Genomic DNA, 20,809 nt, shown 5'->3' with positions numbered 1-20,809 from the left:
GCTTCCTAAGTTAGCAGTTAGCGACTATTCCGATTCCTAACTTTCCTTCAAGGAGCTACACAACAAATGTATAGGCATCTCTTCAGGATCGTCGAGAAAAATAGCTTCACCAAAGTATTGCTTGCTCATTAGAGAAAAGCGACTCTCTTGACCGATAAAGTCACTTTCTTCCCAATCTTCTACAGCAACCATCGCGATAAACTCGGCTATTTCCGCCTTGCGTTCATCGTTCAACTCCACAATAGAATCGACATCACATATAGCGCTATCGTAGATAATACTTTCCACAGCTTTTTGATGAATGTTTTTCCACAACATTGCATTTCCCGCCATCTCTAGCAGATAGTTAGTCTCTATTCTTTTTTCTTTCACCCAGATAAATGGATTCACTTGAATGGCAAAGAAACCTATTTGTTGTGGTTGTGGATTTTTTAAATCATCGAGCATTTTTTGCGCACGATTACGCACCGCGATCATTTGTTTGCTCATCTTTATATTTTGTTCATTCATCAAAGAACTTTGCTCTTCCATGCTACCCATAGTTATCGTTCTTGTACACGTAAAAGATTCCGAGCCTGAATTTGTATGGGTTACAGATTCGTACGTGCGTATTTTTTCCCAAGTCTGTCCTTGGTTTTGCGTATTAAAACGCAATCCCGAAGATGTGATGTCACTGCATACAGTAAAGTTTTTATTTTTGCCGGGATTCCAACGTCCATGCTGTACACATTGAACAGGAATTTCGTAACACCCTTGAGAAATAAGACAACTATGATATAACTGACGATCTTGGCCACCACCGATCAATAGATGCCCTTTAATACCAAGAGCATAACCTTCACCTTTGTAATCGACAGTCAACCGCGGTACGTTGCTGTTTTTTTGTTCTTGTATTTTCATCGTACCATCTTTAAGTGCCTCACCAAAAAGTTTGGGGACATGAAAGTCATTTTGCTTTTCGGAATACACGGGGATGATTGTCAAACCAGGATACGATTTGGCTTCATCAACACAAATATCCAATTGTTTGAGTGCATCTACCATAGATAACTCCTTTTGTTCATACTTGGACGTTTCAAGGTCGCAAAAGTTCCGATTTTTTTAGAAAATTGTTTCAAGGCTTAGTCAAATATCAACCTTTTTCGTAGCCGTAGTCGTCACCGTGACCGTAGTCGTCACCGTGACCGTAGTCGTCACCGAAAGATTCCTATTACGTTATGCTTACTTATTTAGATAACGATTACGGTAACGATTACGGTAACGATTACGGCTACGGTCAGGGTCAGGGTCACGGTCACGGCTTTAAACTAATTGATAACTGTCCCTAATCAAACATAGCTTGACGCAGTTGACAGCCAGAGAAAGTCGCTATCCCAGCGACAACGCCACCAACAACACCGCAGACAGCAATACACAGTGCGGGATGCGGAAGAGAAAACAAGTCGCTAATGCGCGTTGCAATAATCTGTGATGTAGTGAAAAACTGTAATGCCGCAACGCATATCCACAGTAATGCCACGCCACAAAATCCTTTGGCAAAAACCACAAAATCATTCTTGCCTTCTACCATCACAAAGCCAAAAATGAAGGCCGCAACAGCCATACTCCACCACGGAAAAAACATCTGTGCCACACCACAAACCACAAAAAGACCTATCATATTTCCCATTACTCTGCTCCTATGACTAATTTACGAACACATTTTTCTTGACGATCTTGTGGGCTAGCCAAAAATAGCAATTCGTAAAGCTCTCCCTGTTCCCACTTGCCAATAAAGTCGTCGTAATGCTTACTTCCAGGGTTACCTGACTGTCCTCCGGGATAAACTCCCCAAGCTTTTATGGGAGAAGAAAGCTCCACCACCATACGCCACGAAGGTCCCGCATTTTTTCGCGTAGCATTCACAATATGTCGGCCACCTCCTACAAACAAATCTTTTCGACTAAAGGCTCCTATACGCATCAAATGATTTACGTCACAACCACGATGGTTTCCCCATCGCCACTTTGTGTTTTCACTGGTAAGTGTCCCGTGTGCGTTACTCAATTTCTTAACAGCACCAGAAAACGTATTTTGCGCAAGTTCTTCTAAGGTCTCTTGTTTTTCGGTCGTAACATTGTCAAACCACTTACTACGGGGATCTTGTACAATAATTTCTACGGTGCGATGCCAACCTGGTTTGGTATATTTCTTGCCATCGCGGAACTCATCCCAAATAGCGGGAACCAATGATCTCCACCATTCATAAAAAATAGAGGGTGCTATTTTGTCAGGATCGTTGTTATAATCCCACTTTTGCAAAATCTCGATAGCCGACTTACTGTCCGCATCGTCACCTTTTACCATTTTTAAAAGTGTAGGAAGCACTGTAGAGGCATGTACGTTGTAATTATCGTTTAGTAAGCTGTTGAATTCCTTTATCGTAATGTTTTGCATCTTTGCCAAACGTTCGTTGATGCGTACATTGCGATAATATTCAAAACGTCCGTTGTAATAATATGGATATGTATCGTCGGTCGGATGTTGGTTTGCCGAACTCACAAAGCCACTCTCGGGATTTTTGATATGTGGTCTGTGCTCGTAAGGAACATAAGCTTTCCACTCTGTACTCGATGTAGTGCCGTCTTCGAGCATACGCCCAAAACCATCGGGCTTTATCGGAAATTTTCCATTGGGAGTAATGGCAATATCACCATTGACATCCGCAAATACGATGTTTTGTGCGGGGCTATCGTAATAAGTTAAGGCTTTGCGGTAATCATCGTAATTCTTGGCGCGGTTTAAGATGTAAAAAGCTTTGAACTCTAATGATGGATCGTGAGCCGTCCATCTCAAAGCGATAGGAACCGGTTCGTCAAAAGAAACTGGACCGTGATGGGTATAGACAACGTCAAATACATAGTCCTCTTCACCACGTATCTTAATTACTTCGCGGCGCTTTGTCGTTGGCAACCATTTATCGTCAAACCGGTAAAAGTCTTTTTTGTCGCTTTTGTACTTTATTTTGTACCAATCGATGACATCCCATACCGAATTAGTCATCCCCCAAGCCACATTTTCATTAAAGCCGATTACGATACCCGGCAAACCAGGAATCGTCACGCCATACACATTTACTTCAGGGCTAGAAAGTTGCATTTCCAACCAAATAGCGGGCATAAAAAGTTTTAGGTGCGGATCGTTCGATAACATCGGGCGCCCACTAAGTGTTTTTTTTCCAGACACCGCCCAGTTATTGCTTCCCTTGATCATATCTGGACGATTGGGGAATGGAATATCGTATATCTTATTGGTATTACGCGCATTTTTATCATCTTTAATGCCATGCGGAGTAAATGCCCATTCGGTTCCCGATGGGATAATAGGACTCGTTGAATTTTTCAGCGGAAACAAATTTTCCATGGTTTTGCGATCATACGCCGCAATGATGTTGTTCATTTCGCGGTCTTCGCTACGATATGACAATGATTTAGCCATATATTTTTGTACAAGAAATGTCTTTAGAGGACTCCATAACTCCGGTTTATAATCTAAGACTTTACACTCCACGGGGTAGTCTTCATAGGAAAGTGAATTAATGTATGCATTCACCCCTTCACAGTAAGCGTCGAGTAATTTTTTTACTTGCGGTGCTTTTTCCTCTAGTGCAGCGACCGTTCTCTCCGCAGCGAATGTTAAACCAATGCGACGATTTTCCTCGTCGAGTTTTTTCGCTCTGTTTCCTACAACCTCACACAAACGTCCACTCGCAACTCGTGCAAGAAAATCCATTTGCCATAGGCGATATTTCGCCGTCAAGTAACCTTGGGCGATCGACACATCGCGTTCGTTTTTCGCAAAAATGTGCGGAATTTCACGTTCATCCCAAACAACAGTAACTTCGTCTTTCAAAGCGGGAAGAGACAATGTCGTTTGTGTTTTACTCTCACCGTTGGCCCAAAAACCATGAAAAGGATCGCAAAACTTACCCAAAGGTGGCAGGGCTTTGTTATTGCCTATTGGCAAACGCGAATTACCGGTGATCACAACAAAAATCAATACCACCAAAGAACATGTAAATTTTAACCACTTCATACCTTCACCTTTCCAAAGAGGTATTTATCATACAAGTGTCATCACAGCAAAAGTTTTTAGCATATCCACTAAAAACATCCCCTGCAATGTAGTTACAAATATTTTCTTAACTTTCGCCATTTAGAAAAAGAATATGGATCCTTACTCAGAATCGATTTTCATCCATCAACTAGCGCAAGCCGTAATTTACTACAAAATAACATAAGTGTTGTGTATTGAAAATATAAAACTTCGCTGGAAGTTGTATGCAAATTCGGTTATTATAGTATAGATAGAATCTATTTTTGAAATTTTATTCTCTGTAGATAATTCGGGCTCAGGTTCACAAACAAATTCAGTTCTAATTTATTCATAAAACATAGGAATATGTAAAAGTATGTCGGAAAACAATAGTAGCGAATCGAACACACTGCAACCGCGTGTTACTCAGGTAAACACGATACAGTCTCCCCAGAAAGCCAAGCAAGAATATATTCGTGTAAGAAAAAATTTTCACAACTACTATATCGAATATAAACTTCAAGATAGTGGAATTGCAAATTTATATCGCGCTATTGACCAACAAACGACCACACCTGTGCTTATTAGAGAATTTGACGCCACAGATAATGAATTTCGCGACTACTTGTCTTGGGAATATAACTTCCTCAGCCATATCAACCACCCTAATATTGTCAAGGCACGCGAATTAATTGATTGCGGAGATAAAATTGCCATTGTTTTTGAATTTGCCGAAGGTTTGTCATTAAAAGAAATACTCGCCGAAGAGAGAAAATTTTCATGGCCAGATCGCATCGCCATCGCCTACAACATCGCCAATGGCGTCAACGTTCTTAACAAAGCAGGAATTATACTTCGCGACATGAAACCTGCCAATATCATGATCAATCAGCAAATGAATCAAATAAAAATACTATATCATGGCCTTGAAAACCCTTCGAATAAAAAAAACCTCCGTATTACTTTACGCAATAAAGTAGATGAGTCGGTTATGTATTTAAGCCCTGAGCAAACAGAGGGCCGCCAGAGTGACCGTAGCAACGTTTTTTCACTGGGAACCATTTGTTATCAGCTATTTGCCAATAACAAAAAGTCGCCCTTTTACTCCGACAATCCTTTTAGTTGTTGCTATATGGTTGGTAGTCACAACCCACTCATTCTCGAGAAGGTAATCAATAGCAGAGACATCGACAAAGATCTACGCAAGTACATATCAAATGTTATAAAGCGTGCTATGGAAAAAAATGACAAAGAAAGATGGGTGAGCGCCGAAGAAATGGCGATGCAGTTAGCTCGCTGTTACTTTGCCGTCATAAATAACGACAATACTCTTTTACAAAAACCTTTGGGTTTTCAACCACAAATAGATCTTTCGGGAAAAGAGGTACAGCTACAGGAAAAAGAAGAGATAACGTCTCTAGTTCTCGATATCGACAACATTGATATTGAAATACCGGCAGATGACATTCCCATCAATGAAGAAACACCACCCAAAAAAAATAAAAAACTAACGAATCGCATACAATATGAATTGCCAAATTTGCAAAAAGCGACCCAAGGCCGCAAAATGACACTTTCAGCACTTGTTATCCTCAACGTGGTAATATCTTGTTGGTTAATTTTAGCGGCACCTAAACAAAACACCAATGAAGGCGTCACAGAAAAACCACAATACACCACTGCCAAAAAGTTATTCGTGCAAAAAAGATATTTAGAAACGATGCGTGTTCTACAAAAGATAATGCAAAAAGAAAAAAACAATGCACAACTACATCGCGATCTAGCCGCATGCTATAAAATATTTGGTGAATACACCAAAGCAATTCATCACTACGAAAAAATGTTAGAAATCACCCCAAATGCAGAGATATACTATGCGCTTGGAAACTGTTATGCGTATTTACTGAGCTACAACGAAGCGATATCCTGCTTTAAAAAAGCACTAAAAATTCAACCCACTTTTACCCTAGCAGCGGTCGGCATGGCCGATATCTTTTATGCAACACGACAGCATACCAAAGCGATTTATTACTATAAACAGGCCTTAAAACAAGCCACAACCATAGACGAAAAAGCGAAAATTCACTTTCACATAGCCCTGAGTTTCTTTAGACAAAAAAATTACGCAACCGCAGTGGATCACTACTCAACAGCAATAGAGTTAAAACCGCAAGAAGCGCGCTTTTACAACAAACGTGCCGCAGCATACAAACAACTAGGCAAAGAACAACTCGCCGCAAAAGACCTTGCAACGTTTCATTCATTGCAAATTAAATAACTAGAATTCCCGATATATGACCTACGATAATATTTATAGTTCTCCACGAAAAAAAATCGAACGCTTCCGGTTTGACAAAGAGGTGGTTGATGTTTTCGACAATATGATCACACGTTCTGTTCCCGGCTACCTGACCATTGTGCAAATGATTTCCATGATGGCAAACAACTATGTACAACCAAACACCTCCATTTACGACTTAGGGTGTTCATTAGGTAAAGTCTCTAATGCCATTCGCCAAAAGTGCGCGACACCAATTATTGCCGTAGATAGCTCGGAAGAAATGGTGCAAAGTGCGCAAAAAAATCTCCAAGGATTATCCGATATTCAAGTCATTTGTGAGGATGTGTGTAAAACGAAGATAGAAAACGCTTCCGTGGTGATCATGAACTTCACTCTACAGTTTATTCCCCGCGAAAAACGCCAACAGTTATTGGAAAAAATATACGCTGGTTTACATCCACAAGGTATATTCATTCTCTCGGAGAAAATACAAAACTCAACGCTACAAATAGATCTACACCAAAGTTTTAAAAAAGACCAGGGATACTCGCAACTAGAAATAGAACAAAAAAAACGCGCCCTACAAAATTTTATGCTACTAGATAGTAAAGACGAACATTTACAACGTTTACACAGCGTCGGTTTTACAAAAAACGAACTGTGGTTCCAATGCTTTAACTTTGTCTCTTTTTTCAGTCAAAAATGCTAAACTACCAAAACCTATACGATACACTAAACGACGACGATCGCCTACAAAACTGGCTCTCACATTTACCACAAACAGTAAATCGTGCCTTAGATCCTTCGCAAAATAGCAACATCATCAAGTGGCGCTCCGCTTTGGAAAAACTTCCCGATGTAAACATAACCTCTGTGGATCTAAAAGACTCCGTCACCATAGACGGAAATTTTACCGATACAGAGTTCTTACGCGAGTTACTGTCACAGTTTCACCCATGGCGCAAAGGCCCCTTTTCTCTATTTCAAACGCACATAGATACCGAGTGGCGCTCCGATTGGAAGTGGGATCGCATCAAAAACGCGATTTCCCTAAAACAAAAAACCATTCTCGATGTGGGATGTGGAAATGGTTATCATTGCTGGCGTATGGCCGGTAGTGGTGCCAACTTAGTGGTGGGAATAGATCCATTGCCACTATATATAATGCAGTACCAAATATTTGCCAAATATTTACCACAAGTACCGGCCTATGTTTTACCTCTAAAAATAGAAGATGTGCCTATGGATTTGCGAGCATTTGACAGCGTTTTTTCCATGGGAGTGTTGTATCATCGCCGTTCACCAATTGATCACCTTTATCATCTGAAGTCATGCCTAAAACACCACGGACAACTCATACTAGAAACTCTAGTCATCGACGGCGAAAATGGACAAACCTTACTTCCAGAAAAACGCTACGCAAAAATGCGCAATGTATGGTTTATCCCGAGCTGCCTTACATTAGAAGCGTGGTTAAAGCGCTGTGGTTTTATTGATATCGAACTCGTCGACGTTAGCACTACGTCATTACATGAACAACGCGCAACGAAGTGGATGACGTTTGAATCACTACGCGACTTTCTCGATCCACAAGACACCAGTAAAACCATCGAAGGCTACCCCGCCCCCAAGCGAGCTATATTTATTGCCACGAAAAAATAGTTAAGTATCATTCAAAGCGATTTCCAACGATAGATTGTGATTATTCTATCTATTCTGTTTCATCTGTCAAAAAAAGCGAAAGACTTTCAAAAAAAACATTTGGCACTTCCTCCCTTGATATTGCAAGTATTTGACATATGTAGTAGACATAAAAAAAATACGTGTATTATGTATATATGTTTCAGAAACAGGTGAAAAATGTTTGGGAAGTATACGGATTATTAGGAAGCGGTTTGGATAAATGCAATGGTTTTATGCTAATCGTTTTTATGCTCTTTAAGTGTCTGGATGAGTATGGGAAGAACAGCTTTATCTTTTTCTCTACCAATTTCTTTTTTTAGTTCAATCAGGCTTTGTAGACTTTGAACGCGAACTTGTATTTCTCCTATTTGCATTAAATGAGAATTTGGTAAAAGGTCATTGTAGTCTTGTCCATTACCAAAGGTTCCCAGTAAATCAAGAAGTCCTTCATCTGTAGTCAATAAATGGTGCCCTGAAGACGCAAGGCCAGAAACATCAGGTTTTATAACTATACCGCGCCTTGTTCTGTAGGAGGTGTTTAGCTCATCTAATGCTTTTTCAAGACTCTGTAAATTTTGTGGGTCTCGATTATGCACTAAATCAAATCAAAAGTTGTTACTGGAGCACCATTAATTACAGCACTTACTCCACCAATAACAATATATTCCACATTATGCTTATTTAGAATTTCAAATATACGAAAGAAATTAGTTGATTTTTGTTGCACTTTGTAACCTTTGCATTACATTTATATGATCTTGTAAATATTGAAGTCTTTCCGTAGGAGTGAGAGACTTCATCTAACGAATAAGAGTCAAGTCTACACCTTCAGGACTATAGGCTTTTTCTTCACCTTCATTAACAATTTCAATTGGTTTCATTGTCACCTCCTCGGCAATTAACTTTTTCAAAATCGGTGCCAGACTCAGCCATTGAACAGTAGCGTACCCCAAGATTTCCGAAGCGTCATTGGCTTGGAGCTAAAGTAATTTTAGCTATCTACAGTTATGTAAATAGTTGCCCGTCCTTTACCTTTCTTTTGCAGAAGCCCATCCTTTACATATTCTTGTAAGTCTCTTCTTGCAGTTGCTTCTGATACTTTTGCGATATCTTGATAACAAGAAACTGTAATTTTACAATGCTTTTTTATATAAGATGCCATTGTCGTTTTTCTTGCTTCTTTTTTGTTATATTTTTTATCTTCTATCTTTAAGTGTATTTTATTTTTTAAAACAGTCAATTCTTCACGTATGCTGTATATGTTCTTCGTTCCATCTTTACGTACTAAGTAGATAAAGTTTTCTTCAAGTAGCCTCTTGAAATACATCGAAACATTTGATGGTTGTAACCCGAGACTGGTTGTAACACTTTTATTTGAAAATTCACTTTGCTTTATCATTTCTGATAGAATAACTAACTCTTGTCTTGATAGGGTATTGGTTTTTTGCTTAATAATTTTAGTTAAAAATTTAATTGCTTCTTCTTTTTTTAAAGTCTTGTATTTTTTGTATGGATAACTTAAAACAACTCGTGCGATACTATCCATAACAAATCTGATTTTGCCTTTATGAAGCTCATACAAGTATTTTATAAAACTATTTTCGACAGGTTTAATTTCTTTACCTTGTTCTATTGAAAGTAGTGCGTAACGAGTGTTTATAGCCTCGATAACTTCTTGATAGGTGAGAGGTGGTACTTGAATGGGCCATCCCATGATACTACTAACTCTTTCTGAAGGTGAAATAACTTGACTAAAGAATCCCTTACGCGCAACAAAGATATAGTATATATCTGGAAGAAGTAAAATATCTCGTATTTCTTCGAATAGCATTTTACATTTTTTCAAATCATCACTAGATAGTAACTCTAAATTATCAAAATGGAGGAAAATTCCGCCATACCCTAACTCTTGAATTTCTCTTATGATGTCCATTAAATAACCAATCAATTGACTTTCCGTTAAGTCTGGTATATTTAATTGTGTTTGGCGATTATAACTTATGCCACATCCAAATATGTTACCTTGTATATCATGTGATTCGCGGTAGAAAATGTCATACAAGAAACGAATTTTCTTTAGTTGTTGACTTTTCTTTATTTTCTTTTCTTGTGCCAACAGTAGCATTTTGCTGGATATGTGCCCTAAAATTTCTACGAGTAAACTCTTTGCAGTAGTTTTCCCATACACAGATATTTCTTTTATTGGGGTAAAGAGTTTATCTTCAGCTTCTTGTTCCCACAAATATCGATGATAGTTGACCAGTGTCGTTTTTCCAACTCCAATATGCCCTTCCACAATAGCTCGTCCCCCGCCTGAATTACGTATGACATTGAGTAATTGTGTCGATTCATTAGAGCTCATCGAACGTCCAACAAAAGCCTTGCTAATAGGGAGTAGCTTTGAGTGTAAGGTCAGAGCATTGGTATCAAATGGGTTTCCATTAAAACCCCAATGTTGCCAAATATTACGGACTAGTTTTACTTGCACGAACAGTTATCCAATCAAAAATATAACAAGTTTATAACAAAGAAACTACGATTATACAGTAACTGTAGTATCTTTTCCCAATCACTATATCATATTAATTTTAGTTTCTATGTCAAGGAAATCCAATCAAAAATATAACAAGTTTATAATATCAAATGTATACTTTATAAAGGTTGTATTGACGTTTTTCGATCATCCTTTGTAATTCCGTATGTGGTTCATTAACTTTCATAAAGTTCATGGCACACCGAGAGTTCATGGCACACCGAGAGTTCATGGCACACCGAGTCTGACACCCAAATTGAATTTATTGCTGAGTCTGGCACCAATTTTAATAGCTGACCTTCTAAATAAGAATAAAGTTTTACGTATCAATCAAGGAAAAAAAACAATTTACAAATTGTGTAAATGATATCAGATTCTGCAGAGAGTTCAGACTGAGTGACCTTAGTTTAACTGAATGGCACCAATTTATTGCTGAGTCTGGCACCAATTTTACGAGTGACCAAATTTTAGAGTCTGGCACGAATTTTTTTAAAGCGCAAATCGAGTCTGACACCCAACACCCCAAATTGAGTCTGACACCCAAATTGAGAATCGAGTCTGACACCAAAATCGAGTCGTTATATGACAGTCCTAATCAGAGTAGTCATCATCTTTATTCAAAACAACGTGCTTCCAGTTGTTGCCATCCGCTCCCACCCCAACACACCATGTTCCTTCCAGCTTATTTGTAGGCGCAGAATTTTCATTATATGCCGCGTTTGCCTTTGGTATCTTATCACCACTATAACTATGCTCTTTTGTGGCGAGGATAAAACCACTTTCATTTACCGCAAAGGCCCTGTGGCCTGTTTTACCTCTTTCTTTAGGCCATGCGTAAATGACAAAGCGTCTTTCCTGATCGGTAATAATTGCGCTGTCACTCTTCAGAGTTTGGACGTCGTCTTCAGTCATCACCTCGTTTTCACCAGGAAGGTAACAATAAAAGTAGTAGTTTTTGTTTGTGAAAAACCGCTGTTTCTCTTCGGCAATGAGACGTGGAGCTAAAGAATGTTGTTTACCGCGTATTGCTGTCACCCCTGCGAGTTCTTGTAGAAAACCATATTCTCCACGGTCATTGTTGTTCTGATCACAGTGTACCTCGGCGCGAAAGATTTGTTGTTTTGTCGCGTAAGATTGTAACAACGCAATTGCCTCATTTTCATTGGTAGAAAAAGAGCTCATCTGCATAATATATTCCCAAAATATTAGAAATACTATGACAAAAAAAACACAAATATACACAATGGCGGCCATCAAAAACTTACTCATTGCCAGCGCAGTGCGATCACTCTTTTCTTCGACTTTAACGCGAATTAAACGATCGCGAATTTCCGCAACGTACGGGTCCTCGATGCCTTTTAAAACTTGTAAATGCGTTTCGGCTAATCCTGAATCTTTACACTGCAATGCAATATCGGCAAACTTAGCATGTGCATAACGTTTCTTTTCCGTTGCGTGCTCGTTGCCACTCCATATTTCGATACTTCTCTCGTATAGCGTTATCGCCTTGATTAAATTGGCGTACAAGTAATTGCGATTCATCGCGTTTAATCTACTGGGTAAAACACCTATCTCTTTCTTAAAACAAACGGCTTTGATAAATTGCCATAGAACAAAAACTACATTGGAAACAATAAAAAGACATGGTATGCCCACTAAAACAGAAAGGAGAAGACTCTCGTCTTCAAAATAAAAAGAATAAAAAGAAAACAGCGCAATATAAATAGCAAAAATACATTTCCCTAACATATTACTGTAATACCAGAAGAAAGGAAATAACATGCGACCGGGAATATCAAAAAAGATGTACTTGAGTTTTGCTAACAACAAACGCCCTTGTTTTTGTTCTTCTAAATAAGTAGTGATTTCATCTAAGATATGATCGGCTTTTTCGGTAAGTATCAAACTTTCGCGATGCTGTAGGAAATTTTCAATCGCATGCTTGAATTCCGCAACATTGGGATAACGTTCTTTTATATCGCGAGACAAAGCTTTGTTACATATATTACGTAATTCTAGTGGAATGGACTCGTCGTAGCTAGGCGCTTTTCCTAAACTACAGGACATAATTGCCTCTAGTGGATTACCTCGATGTGGTGGTTGTTTCATCAAAATTTCATACAGAATACCACCGAGCAAATACGTATCTGTCCAGGGACCGATATCTTCACCTTGTCCATTGGCCAATTCATAAGGTATATATGCTGGAGTTCCCATAGGACTTTCGACATGTGATTTATGCAACATGTTTGTTCGTGGTTTTGCTGCGATGTCTACGGCAATTCCCCAATCCATAACGAGCACCTCGCCAAACTCGCCAATCATAACATTTGATGGTTTGAGGTCGTTATGCACAATATTCTTACTATGAGCAAAAGCCACAGCATTACATACGTTTAGCAAAATTTTTAAATGCTTCTCTAAACTATATTTTTTGTCAGTGTCTTGTGTATAGATAATCTCTTTCCACTCGACACCCCCGACTAATTTCATTGCCAAAAAAACATGTCCGTCTTCATTACGACCTAAATCATGAACAGGTACAATATTCGGATGGTTCAGGTAAGCCGTCATCACCGATTCCGCAATAAACTTTCCCTCGCGGTTCTTATCGGTACTGATACTTTGTTTTATGGCAATATCGCGCTGTAGATTTGTTTGCCGACCGCGAAAGACAATTCCCATGCCTCCTTGAGCGATTTTCGATGACAATGTGTAGTTTGTCGACGGCACATGAATGTTTTGCTTTACGGTTTTGTCACTGCCCACCGTTCCCATCAGCGTTGCCAGCGTTTCCTCCGGTAAACTACCACTACCTTTGTAGGTAGCCGTTGCATTTTCGTTGTCTAAACCAATGAGTGCTTTCCATTTTTTATCTATGTCCATTTATTTCCCCAGCCATGTGAGTTTATTCGCATTGCGAATGCAATAGCATACTTACCTATCGTTACAACCAATTATACTCTTTTTTCGTACCGTAGCGAAATCCCAAGTTGCCTTATGTAAAAAACTCATACAATCCCCTTAACAAAACCAAAATATTTTTGCATTTTTTTTATTTTAAAAATATAATGAAAATAATTAAGTAAAAAACAACAGTCAATGGTTAGGAATTTTCGTATGGATCGCAAAAAATTTATTTACTATGCCCAATCGCTAAAGTTTGTCGATGCGCCCGTGTGTAATGAAGCGTCGTATTGTCATTTAGTGGAAACACTTTCGCCACAGCAAAAGCAGGCCATTCACTTTATGATGTTACAGGATCAGATACTACAAAAATTAATCTCGGTAAATAAAATCAATGTTCCGCAGGCAGAAAACGTTTTAAGTCGCAGTTTCCATGCAATGAAGAGCAACAAAGTCCAATCTTTTTTTTCACATGTGGGTGTTACTCTGAATGATTTGCAAACCACCATTCAACAGAACGAACAATTTTATAATGACGACGAAAAGAAAGTGGCGCAACTCCTTTTGCGTATGGAGTCTAGTAACAAAAATCTAGATTTTGACTATTACCAGATTATAGAAAAATTGGGAAGTGGCGGGATGGCGACGGTCTATAAAGCCTACGATTCCAAGCTACAACGATATGTTGCTATAAAAAAAATGCATGGAGAGAATGACAAAATAAAAAAGCGTTTTCTCCAAGAAGCGCAGATTACCGCCAAGCTAAAACACCAAAATATCATTGCTGTTCACGAAATTTGTCCCGAAAAAAACTATATTGTCATGGATTTTGTCGATGGCAAACCGTTGACCGAACATTTAAAAAGCCGACGCCTTAGTGTTCGCCACGGCCTAGAAATTTTGCGCGATGTTGCCAATGCGATTCACTATGCTCATAATCAAAAAGTGATTCATCGTGACTTAAAGCCTGACAATATTATGATTGAAAACAAAACCAGGCGTGCGATTGTCATGGATTTTGGAATCGCAAAAAATACCGATGCCAAGAACGACCTAACCAAAACAGGTGAAATTGTCGGGACACCGCGTTATATGGCTCCGGAACAGTTTCAAGGGAAAAAAATCGTCGGTAAACAAACCGATGTCTATGCACTGGGAGCTATTTTATACGAATTACTCACCGGCAAAAATCTTGTTCTTGGCAAAAATACTATGAATTTGATGTACGAAATACTCAACGTGCCGCCCATTCCACCACGCACCCGCAATCCGCGTCTATCTGTTGACTTAGAAACCATATGTCTAAAAGCGGTGGAAAAATCTCCGCAAAAACGCTACGTAACCGCCGCAAAATTTGCCGCAGATATTGATAGTTTTCTCAAGGGAGAAGTCATCGCCGCAAAGCGCAGAAGCCGTTTGTATGTTCAGTGGCAAAATATAAAAAAACGCAAAAGTTTTGCCATAACGGTTTGTGCTCTTTTACTTCTCATTGGCTACCTTATGCATCGTTCTTTTTTTGCCGCGGCCTATATTAAAATTATCGTACACAATTCTCAACAACAAGTTGTCACCGACGCCAAAATTCGCGTCAATGGCGTCGCTGTTCCACCGAACAAATTTGTCAAAATAAGTGCCGGATTCAAGAAGTTTGTATTTACCTCACCCTCTTATCAACAAAAAGCGATTCACAAACGAATTTATCCTGGCGAAAAAGACGTCATCAAAGAAACGCTCGTGACCAAAAAGGGCTTTATATCTCTGGGTTCAGTTCTGGAAAACGTTCACGTTTCCCTACGTAAAGATATGCAATCTCCCATCGAACTCGTGGCCCCTATTCGCAATCATGCCCTGAACATTGGGAAATACACAATTACATTTTCTAAACAAAACTATTTTTCGTACACCGTGCAAACGGAAATTCTCCATGACAAAATCTTTCATCACAACATACATTTGATTCCGATGTTGATGTGGACAAACACTATTTTTCAACAACCACTTGCCATCGCCATTGCCAGCTCTGATATAGATAAAGATGGATTTGCTGAACTTATTTACGGAGATAAAAATGGGGACCTGTACTGCTTTAGTTTAAAAGAGCAAAAACAGCTGTGGAAAATCACCAGCAACTTGCCAGAAATACACAGCACTGGAAAAATCACCATACTCGATGTCAATAGAGATGGTACCGATGACATTGTTTGGGCACACTATACGGAGTTTTCTATTATCGATGGCAAGACACAACAGCGACTATTCCATCTACAAAATTGGTGGGGGAGGGAATTCGTTTTTGCCAACGCCAACGACGATGTGTATCCCGATTTAATTTTATTTCCGCGCTACCAAGGAGCCACTTGTCATGATATTTTTCACCAAAAAGTATTGTGGCAAAATCAGTTTATAGCACGCCGCATATGTAACCCGCGTTTTCGTTTGGCCAATGAAATTATTGTGACCCAAGGAAACTATATGAAACAAAAACTGAGCGGTGTGATTTCTATAAATGTAAGAAATGGTCATCTGCGTCCACTTGCGAAAATTTCAGGGCACTCCCCCGCCATGGATTACAACGCCAAAGAAAATCTATACACGCTGTTTTATCCATCACAAGGCCTTAGTTTACAAAAAATAAACGCGCAACGACGCATCATTCATCAAAGTGACAGTACCTACTTTGATGAACCGCAATTTTTTGATATTGATAACGACAACAACGATGAAATCATTTTATTTAGCGACAAACTATATGCTTTCGATACAAAAAAACGCCGTATAAAATATATGATGTGGGACCCGAAAGACGTAGCGTTTACGCGCAATGACATGAAGAAATACATTCTGGATATCAACAAAGATGGTATCGCCGAAGTCGTTTGTGTCTTTGATCACGTCGTGACAATTTCCAACTATAAATCACAACAAAAATCCGTTGTGCTAAAGTTACCTGAAAGAATTCTAGGCTGCGTTTTTGTCGATACCAATAACGACAACATACTAGATATTGTCTGCCTTTCCGCGAAAACCATATACTGCTTTTCTTGTTTCATCGACAAAACACATGTCGTCGACGAAAACACACGCTTTAATCAATTTTGTGTTGCTCCCATCAACCAGCAAGTTATCGTTGCCAATGCGGCAGGTAACATTCAAGCGTTTGACGCGCAAAATTGGCAAGAATTATGGAATTACACCACAAAAATACCGGGAAATGCTTCCATTACTGCCGCAAATATATTAGATGATTCTGGGGAAGAAGTTGTTGTGCATCATGATAAAGTCATCACACTATTGAAGAATGGTAAAAAAGTATGGGAGAGTAACGTTTCCGACACTCCGTCAAGTGTGCACAATGTGATTGCGGTAAGCGACCAAGATCGCGACGGGACCAAAGAGATATACAGTGGCTTATTTTTTGGAGGGATTGTGTGTCTTAAAGCAACCACCGGAAAACTTCTGTGGAGCAAAAATATTGGAAATATACAAACCAAGCCACACTTCGCGGATGTGGACGGGGACGGTAATGTAGAGTGCATTTTGTTATCAAGCCAAGGTTTATACGCGATTGACAAAACAGGTAAAACAAAATGGAAAACGTTTCTGGGACCACAGAGCGAAGGTCCGGCAATTCAAACTCATCACCAAACTATTATTGTGGGACAGAAGCAAGGTGTTGTATCTTGTGTCAATGGGACCACAGGGAGGATTCAGTGGCAAAAGAAAATACCATGCTCCATGATTAGTGCTGGCTATCTAATAGACATCGACAATAACGGAGACAAAGAGTACGTTTGCACAACGATCCGCGGAAAACTCATCGCTCTTCATCCACAAAGTGGTCATATCAAATGGATGCGACACAACCCAGATTACCGTTACATGATCATGGATCAAAAACACAATAGGCTATATGTAACGGGTAGTACTTTTACGATTGCCAAAGTAAATGCACAGGGATACTCTTACGACCACGTTTCTCATCAAGGAATCATCAGTGGTAGTAAGCTACATATCGCGGACCTGGACAATAACGGCAAAAACGAATTTATCTACATCAATGAAGAAAGACGGTTAGTTTGTGTATATAACTGGTTCGAAAAAAAGCGTAAGCAGGTAATTTTGTGCTATGATTCTTATACGCGAAAGTTTCTCCATGATTTACAACAAAGCAAATCTTTGCCACACATGTCACAGCGTAACAATAGGCGAAACGATACAAATTCCCTACATGCGATTCATGACCTCTTACAGCAACGTAATTGGTCCAAAGCACAACAACAACTATCAAAATTACACAAATTATATCCGCAAAGTATGGAAATTGAATTTTTGCAACTCATGGTCGCACTACACACAAATAATAAAAATGATATACACCGTATCGTACGAAATTGTATCAAAAAATCCGTATTGCAATTTGAAGCGTTATGGCAAAAATACGATGCCTTGGTCCATAAACATCGTCAACTGCACCACTATGCGTCCACTGCCATCGCCAAGACAAAAACCTATGCCAAATTAGAAAAAATATATTGGGGTTTAACATACAGCCATGGCAATGCAAATGAAATTTTACCGATACTCGCCAAATACGATATGACAAAAAATAAAAAATACCGCACGAAATACAAAAATACTCTATTTGCACATATTGACAAAAATAAAGCGGTATACACCCAGTACATCCACATTGAAATCATAGAACGCGGCATAAAGCAGCTTGTCAAAGACGACGAACTGTCCTATAAAAAATCGTTGTATCAATTTATATATAACTACGACACAAAACCGTTGCAAACGAGTGCTCTCATAAAAAAAATGCCTGTCGAAAAGCAAGCGCTAGGCTATGCGCTTCTTGCACTTTCTTTTGCTCACGACAAAACACATCTGAAAAATTTTTCGCGTTTAAATTTACAAAAAGATAGCCTTTTGTATAAGATATATGGATGTATTGCTCATAAAACACAAAAGGATATCGAGAATACTTTTCAGCAACATTCGCCACAAATCAGTCAAAATCCTTTCTATTCATATATTTTTCAAATTTTGAGACAGAGAAGATCACGATGACAGCAAAAAAAAACGCCTTAATGCAACTACAACGTGTTCTACAAACAAATATACAACAAAAAGAGTTTCGCCAACTCACCGTTCGCTTGGAGAGTAAAGGTCGTGTTAAGAATGTTCCCCTGTTTAAATGGATGGAAAAAAAAGCGACCACACACGTTGCCACTTGGCCAGAGTGGGCGGCTCTTATCGACAAACAACCAAAGAAAAGCGCACTCAAACGCTATGAGAAACAACAGTCCAAACCTGTAGCCATTACTCCAGGAGTTTTTCACATGCAACACAAAAAAACTCTAAAATCCCTTCACAAAGATATGCAAACATACTTGCAGAAATCGATAATGAACAGTTTGAATAAGTTTGAGCAAATAGCCGCATACAAAGAGGCCACAGCGAAGGTGAGAAAAAATATTTCCATAGCACGTATCGAAAAAATTCCCGAACTACTTCCCCTGAAAGACATTTTGCATCCCAGTAAATACATTGCTCGGGATATCATAGAAGAAATTAACGAGCGTATTGCGCAAAATATAAAAGATCTGCAAACATTGCCATATCCTTATCGTAAGGACGAACACTTGCGTTGGAACTTAGCCATGATACTGCGCGTTCAGTCCTTATTAAAAACAAACTATATCGATCGTTTGTCGCGTATTATTGCTGCGGCAGAAAGAAACTTTTATCACGTTTTTTGCAAAGAAATCATCACTGCGGAAGTATTGCCATGCCTTGTTAGAGTAATTAGCAATCCCAATTTGCTTGCAAAGTTGTAAGTGGAAGGCTTTAATATATAAAAGAAAATTACAAACGTTTCCGATCCCGTTCCGAAATCAATTCGGTAGCCAGGATCGAGATTCTTTAGATGAAAGGAAAGAGATGATTTCGCAAATCGCAACTATATTAGGGACGATATCTTTTGTTGTCCAAAAAATTATCGAATTTATACGCCCACTCCTTGAGGCCTATATTCCGTGGTTTAATTTTTCCGATATCAAAGTGACAGAGAAAAAGATCAGTTTACTTGACAAAGTGTATGCCAACACACTACATCAAACACAAGCAGGGGATATTAAAATTATCGACAATGGAGAAGATTTTACCTTTGGCGATGATATGATGGCTGTCGTTAAATTACGCGCAAAACTTTTGCAAAAAGTAAGCAATCGCAAAAAGTCAAAATCGCGTCGTTTTATGGTATTGGGTATGCTAATCGGTATCGTTTTATGTCTCATTATCAGTAAATTGATGGGTGTAACGTTCTTTAGTCTCGCGGAAGGCTACAAAAATTTACAGGCATCTGGCGCTTACTGGTTGTTGGATTGTGTTGTTGCCGGTATCTTAGTTGGTTTTGGTAGTAAGCCAGTAAACGATGTACTCAGCTACTTTAATGGTAGCGAAAGAAAAAAGACTGTCTAATATCCTATGAGTGAGCAACAAATACACCAAATATTTCATCCTACAGACTTGTCAAAAACAAGTGATGTCGCTTTTGCCCACGCTTTAAAACTAAGTCTTATCGGTAAAGCAGAACTCGATATTTTGCATGTTGGTGAAAATGTAGATACAAACAGTTTTCCCAAAGTACTTAAGTTCTTAGAAAGATGGAGCTACCTTCCACCGGGAAGTACAAAAGCCGACATTCTAAAATTAGGATGTTTTGTGCGTAAAATTGCCGCTCCAAGCAGTGATCCTTTTTCATGGATAATGGACTACTTGAAGACACACCACCCCGATTTAATTGTGCTACTGACACATCAGAAAAAAGGTATTACGCGTTGGATTAAGAAATCTATATCGGAGCCAATTGCTCGTAAATCAAAAGCAATGACGCTGTTTATTCCCGATGAAACAACAGGATTTGTGAGTGTTGAAAACGGATATTCACGGTTAAAACACATACTAGTCCCCGTGACCTCGGACCCCAGTCCACAAATTGCCATGAAAGTCGCGAGTAAGTTTGCGGAAAAAGTGGCAAAGGAAAATCAGGTAAGATTTACTCTATTGTTCGTAGGAGATCTAGACGATAAGCCTGTCATACCTCTTCCGAACAGAAATTGGGAGATTATTATCAAAAACGGCAACGTAGTGGAAAAAATTCTCCAAGTTGCCAAGTTTAAACAGACCGATTTGATTACAATGACCACAAAAGGACATGATGGATTTCTGGATGCTTTACGTGGAAGTACGACAGAGCAAGTAATTCGTGAAGCTCTTGTGCCTGTTTTGGCAATTCCCGCCACGAGAAAAAAAGATTAGCGTTGTAT

General features: G+C 39.1%; 13 protein-coding genes. 7 read left to right on the top strand and 6 right to left on the bottom strand.

The window, feature by feature from the left end; all coding sequences use genetic code 11:
* Window positions 1-36 precede the first annotated feature (36 nt).
* The 3 genes from UABAM_RS32285 to UABAM_RS32275 all read right to left on the bottom strand — a co-directional run bounded on the left by UABAM_RS32285 (window position 37) and on the right by UABAM_RS32275 (window position 4,074).
* Window positions 37-1,044, bottom strand: coding sequence for an ARPP-1 family domain-containing protein (locus UABAM_RS32285; protein WP_151972322.1), 1,008 nt, complete (start codon window positions 1,042-1,044; stop codon window positions 37-39).
* Between the two features lie 280 nt (window positions 1,045-1,324).
* Window positions 1,325-1,669 carry a hypothetical protein gene (locus tag UABAM_RS32280; protein ID WP_151972320.1) on the bottom strand — a complete coding sequence of 115 codons (345 nt, stop codon included), beginning with the start codon at window positions 1,667-1,669 and terminating at the stop codon, window positions 1,325-1,327.
* The gene (locus tag UABAM_RS32275; protein WP_151972318.1) at window positions 1,669-4,074 is read right to left on the bottom strand and encodes a penicillin acylase family protein; all 2,406 of its coding nucleotides are present in this window, start codon (window positions 4,072-4,074) and stop codon (window positions 1,669-1,671) included. Before UABAM_RS32275 ends, UABAM_RS32280 begins: the two co-directional genes overlap by 1 nt.
* A gap of 376 nt (window positions 4,075-4,450) precedes the next feature.
* Between UABAM_RS32275 and UABAM_RS32270 the strand changes: the two genes are divergently transcribed.
* From UABAM_RS32270 to cmoB, 3 genes are read left to right on the top strand one after another with little or no spacing between them, the layout of a single operon-like run.
* Window positions 4,451-6,352, top strand: coding sequence for a protein kinase family protein (locus UABAM_RS32270; protein ID WP_151972316.1), 1,902 nt, complete (start codon window positions 4,451-4,453; stop codon window positions 6,350-6,352).
* A gap of 16 nt (window positions 6,353-6,368) precedes the next feature.
* A complete protein-coding gene (cmoA, locus tag UABAM_RS32265; RefSeq protein WP_151972314.1) occupies window positions 6,369-7,064 on the top strand; it encodes a carboxy-S-adenosyl-L-methionine synthase CmoA in 696 nt (231 codons plus the stop codon).
* Window positions 7,058-8,017, top strand: coding sequence for a tRNA 5-methoxyuridine(34)/uridine 5-oxyacetic acid(34) synthase CmoB (cmoB, locus tag UABAM_RS32260; RefSeq protein ID WP_151972312.1), 960 nt, complete (start codon window positions 7,058-7,060; stop codon window positions 8,015-8,017). Before cmoA ends, cmoB begins: the two co-directional genes overlap by 7 nt.
* Window positions 8,018-8,274: 257 nt before the next feature.
* Here cmoB and UABAM_RS32255 read toward each other — a convergent pair whose 3' ends face one another.
* The 3 genes from UABAM_RS32255 to UABAM_RS32245 all read right to left on the bottom strand — a co-directional run bounded on the left by UABAM_RS32255 (window position 8,275) and on the right by UABAM_RS32245 (window position 13,457).
* Window positions 8,275-8,634: a hypothetical protein gene (locus UABAM_RS32255; protein ID WP_151972310.1), complete on the bottom strand. Its 360-nt coding sequence runs from the start codon at window positions 8,632-8,634 to the stop codon at window positions 8,275-8,277.
* A gap of 395 nt (window positions 8,635-9,029) precedes the next feature.
* A complete protein-coding gene (locus UABAM_RS32250; protein ID WP_151972308.1) occupies window positions 9,030-10,526 on the bottom strand; it encodes a DeoR family transcriptional regulator in 1,497 nt (498 codons plus the stop codon).
* A gap of 636 nt (window positions 10,527-11,162) precedes the next feature.
* Window positions 11,163-13,457, bottom strand: a complete 2,295-nt coding sequence (locus UABAM_RS32245; protein ID WP_151972306.1) for a serine/threonine protein kinase — start codon at window positions 13,455-13,457, stop codon at window positions 11,163-11,165.
* A gap of 234 nt (window positions 13,458-13,691) precedes the next feature.
* Between UABAM_RS32245 and UABAM_RS32240 the strand changes: the two genes are divergently transcribed.
* From UABAM_RS32240 to UABAM_RS32225, 4 genes are all read left to right on the top strand, one after another.
* The gene (locus UABAM_RS32240) at window positions 13,692-18,548 is read left to right on the top strand and encodes a serine/threonine-protein kinase (protein WP_173013704.1); all 4,857 of its coding nucleotides are present in this window, start codon (window positions 13,692-13,694) and stop codon (window positions 18,546-18,548) included.
* Window positions 18,545-19,318: a restriction endonuclease subunit S domain-containing protein gene (locus tag UABAM_RS32235; RefSeq protein ID WP_151972302.1), complete on the top strand. Its 774-nt coding sequence runs from the start codon at window positions 18,545-18,547 to the stop codon at window positions 19,316-19,318. Before UABAM_RS32240 ends, UABAM_RS32235 begins: the two co-directional genes overlap by 4 nt.
* Window positions 19,319-19,421: 103 nt before the next feature.
* The gene (locus tag UABAM_RS32230) at window positions 19,422-19,961 is read left to right on the top strand and encodes a hypothetical protein (protein WP_151972300.1); all 540 of its coding nucleotides are present in this window, start codon (window positions 19,422-19,424) and stop codon (window positions 19,959-19,961) included.
* 6 nt (window positions 19,962-19,967) lie between these two features.
* Window positions 19,968-20,801, top strand: coding sequence for a universal stress protein (locus tag UABAM_RS32225; RefSeq protein ID WP_151972298.1), 834 nt, complete (start codon window positions 19,968-19,970; stop codon window positions 20,799-20,801).
* Window positions 20,802-20,809: the final 8 nt, after the last annotated feature.

This window comes from Candidatus Uabimicrobium amorphum (assembly GCF_009002475.1).
GTDB classification, from domain to species: domain Bacteria; phylum Planctomycetota; class Uabimicrobiia; order Uabimicrobiales; family Uabimicrobiaceae; genus Uabimicrobium; species Uabimicrobium amorphum.
This window is presented reverse-complemented; position numbering and strand designations above follow the sequence as displayed.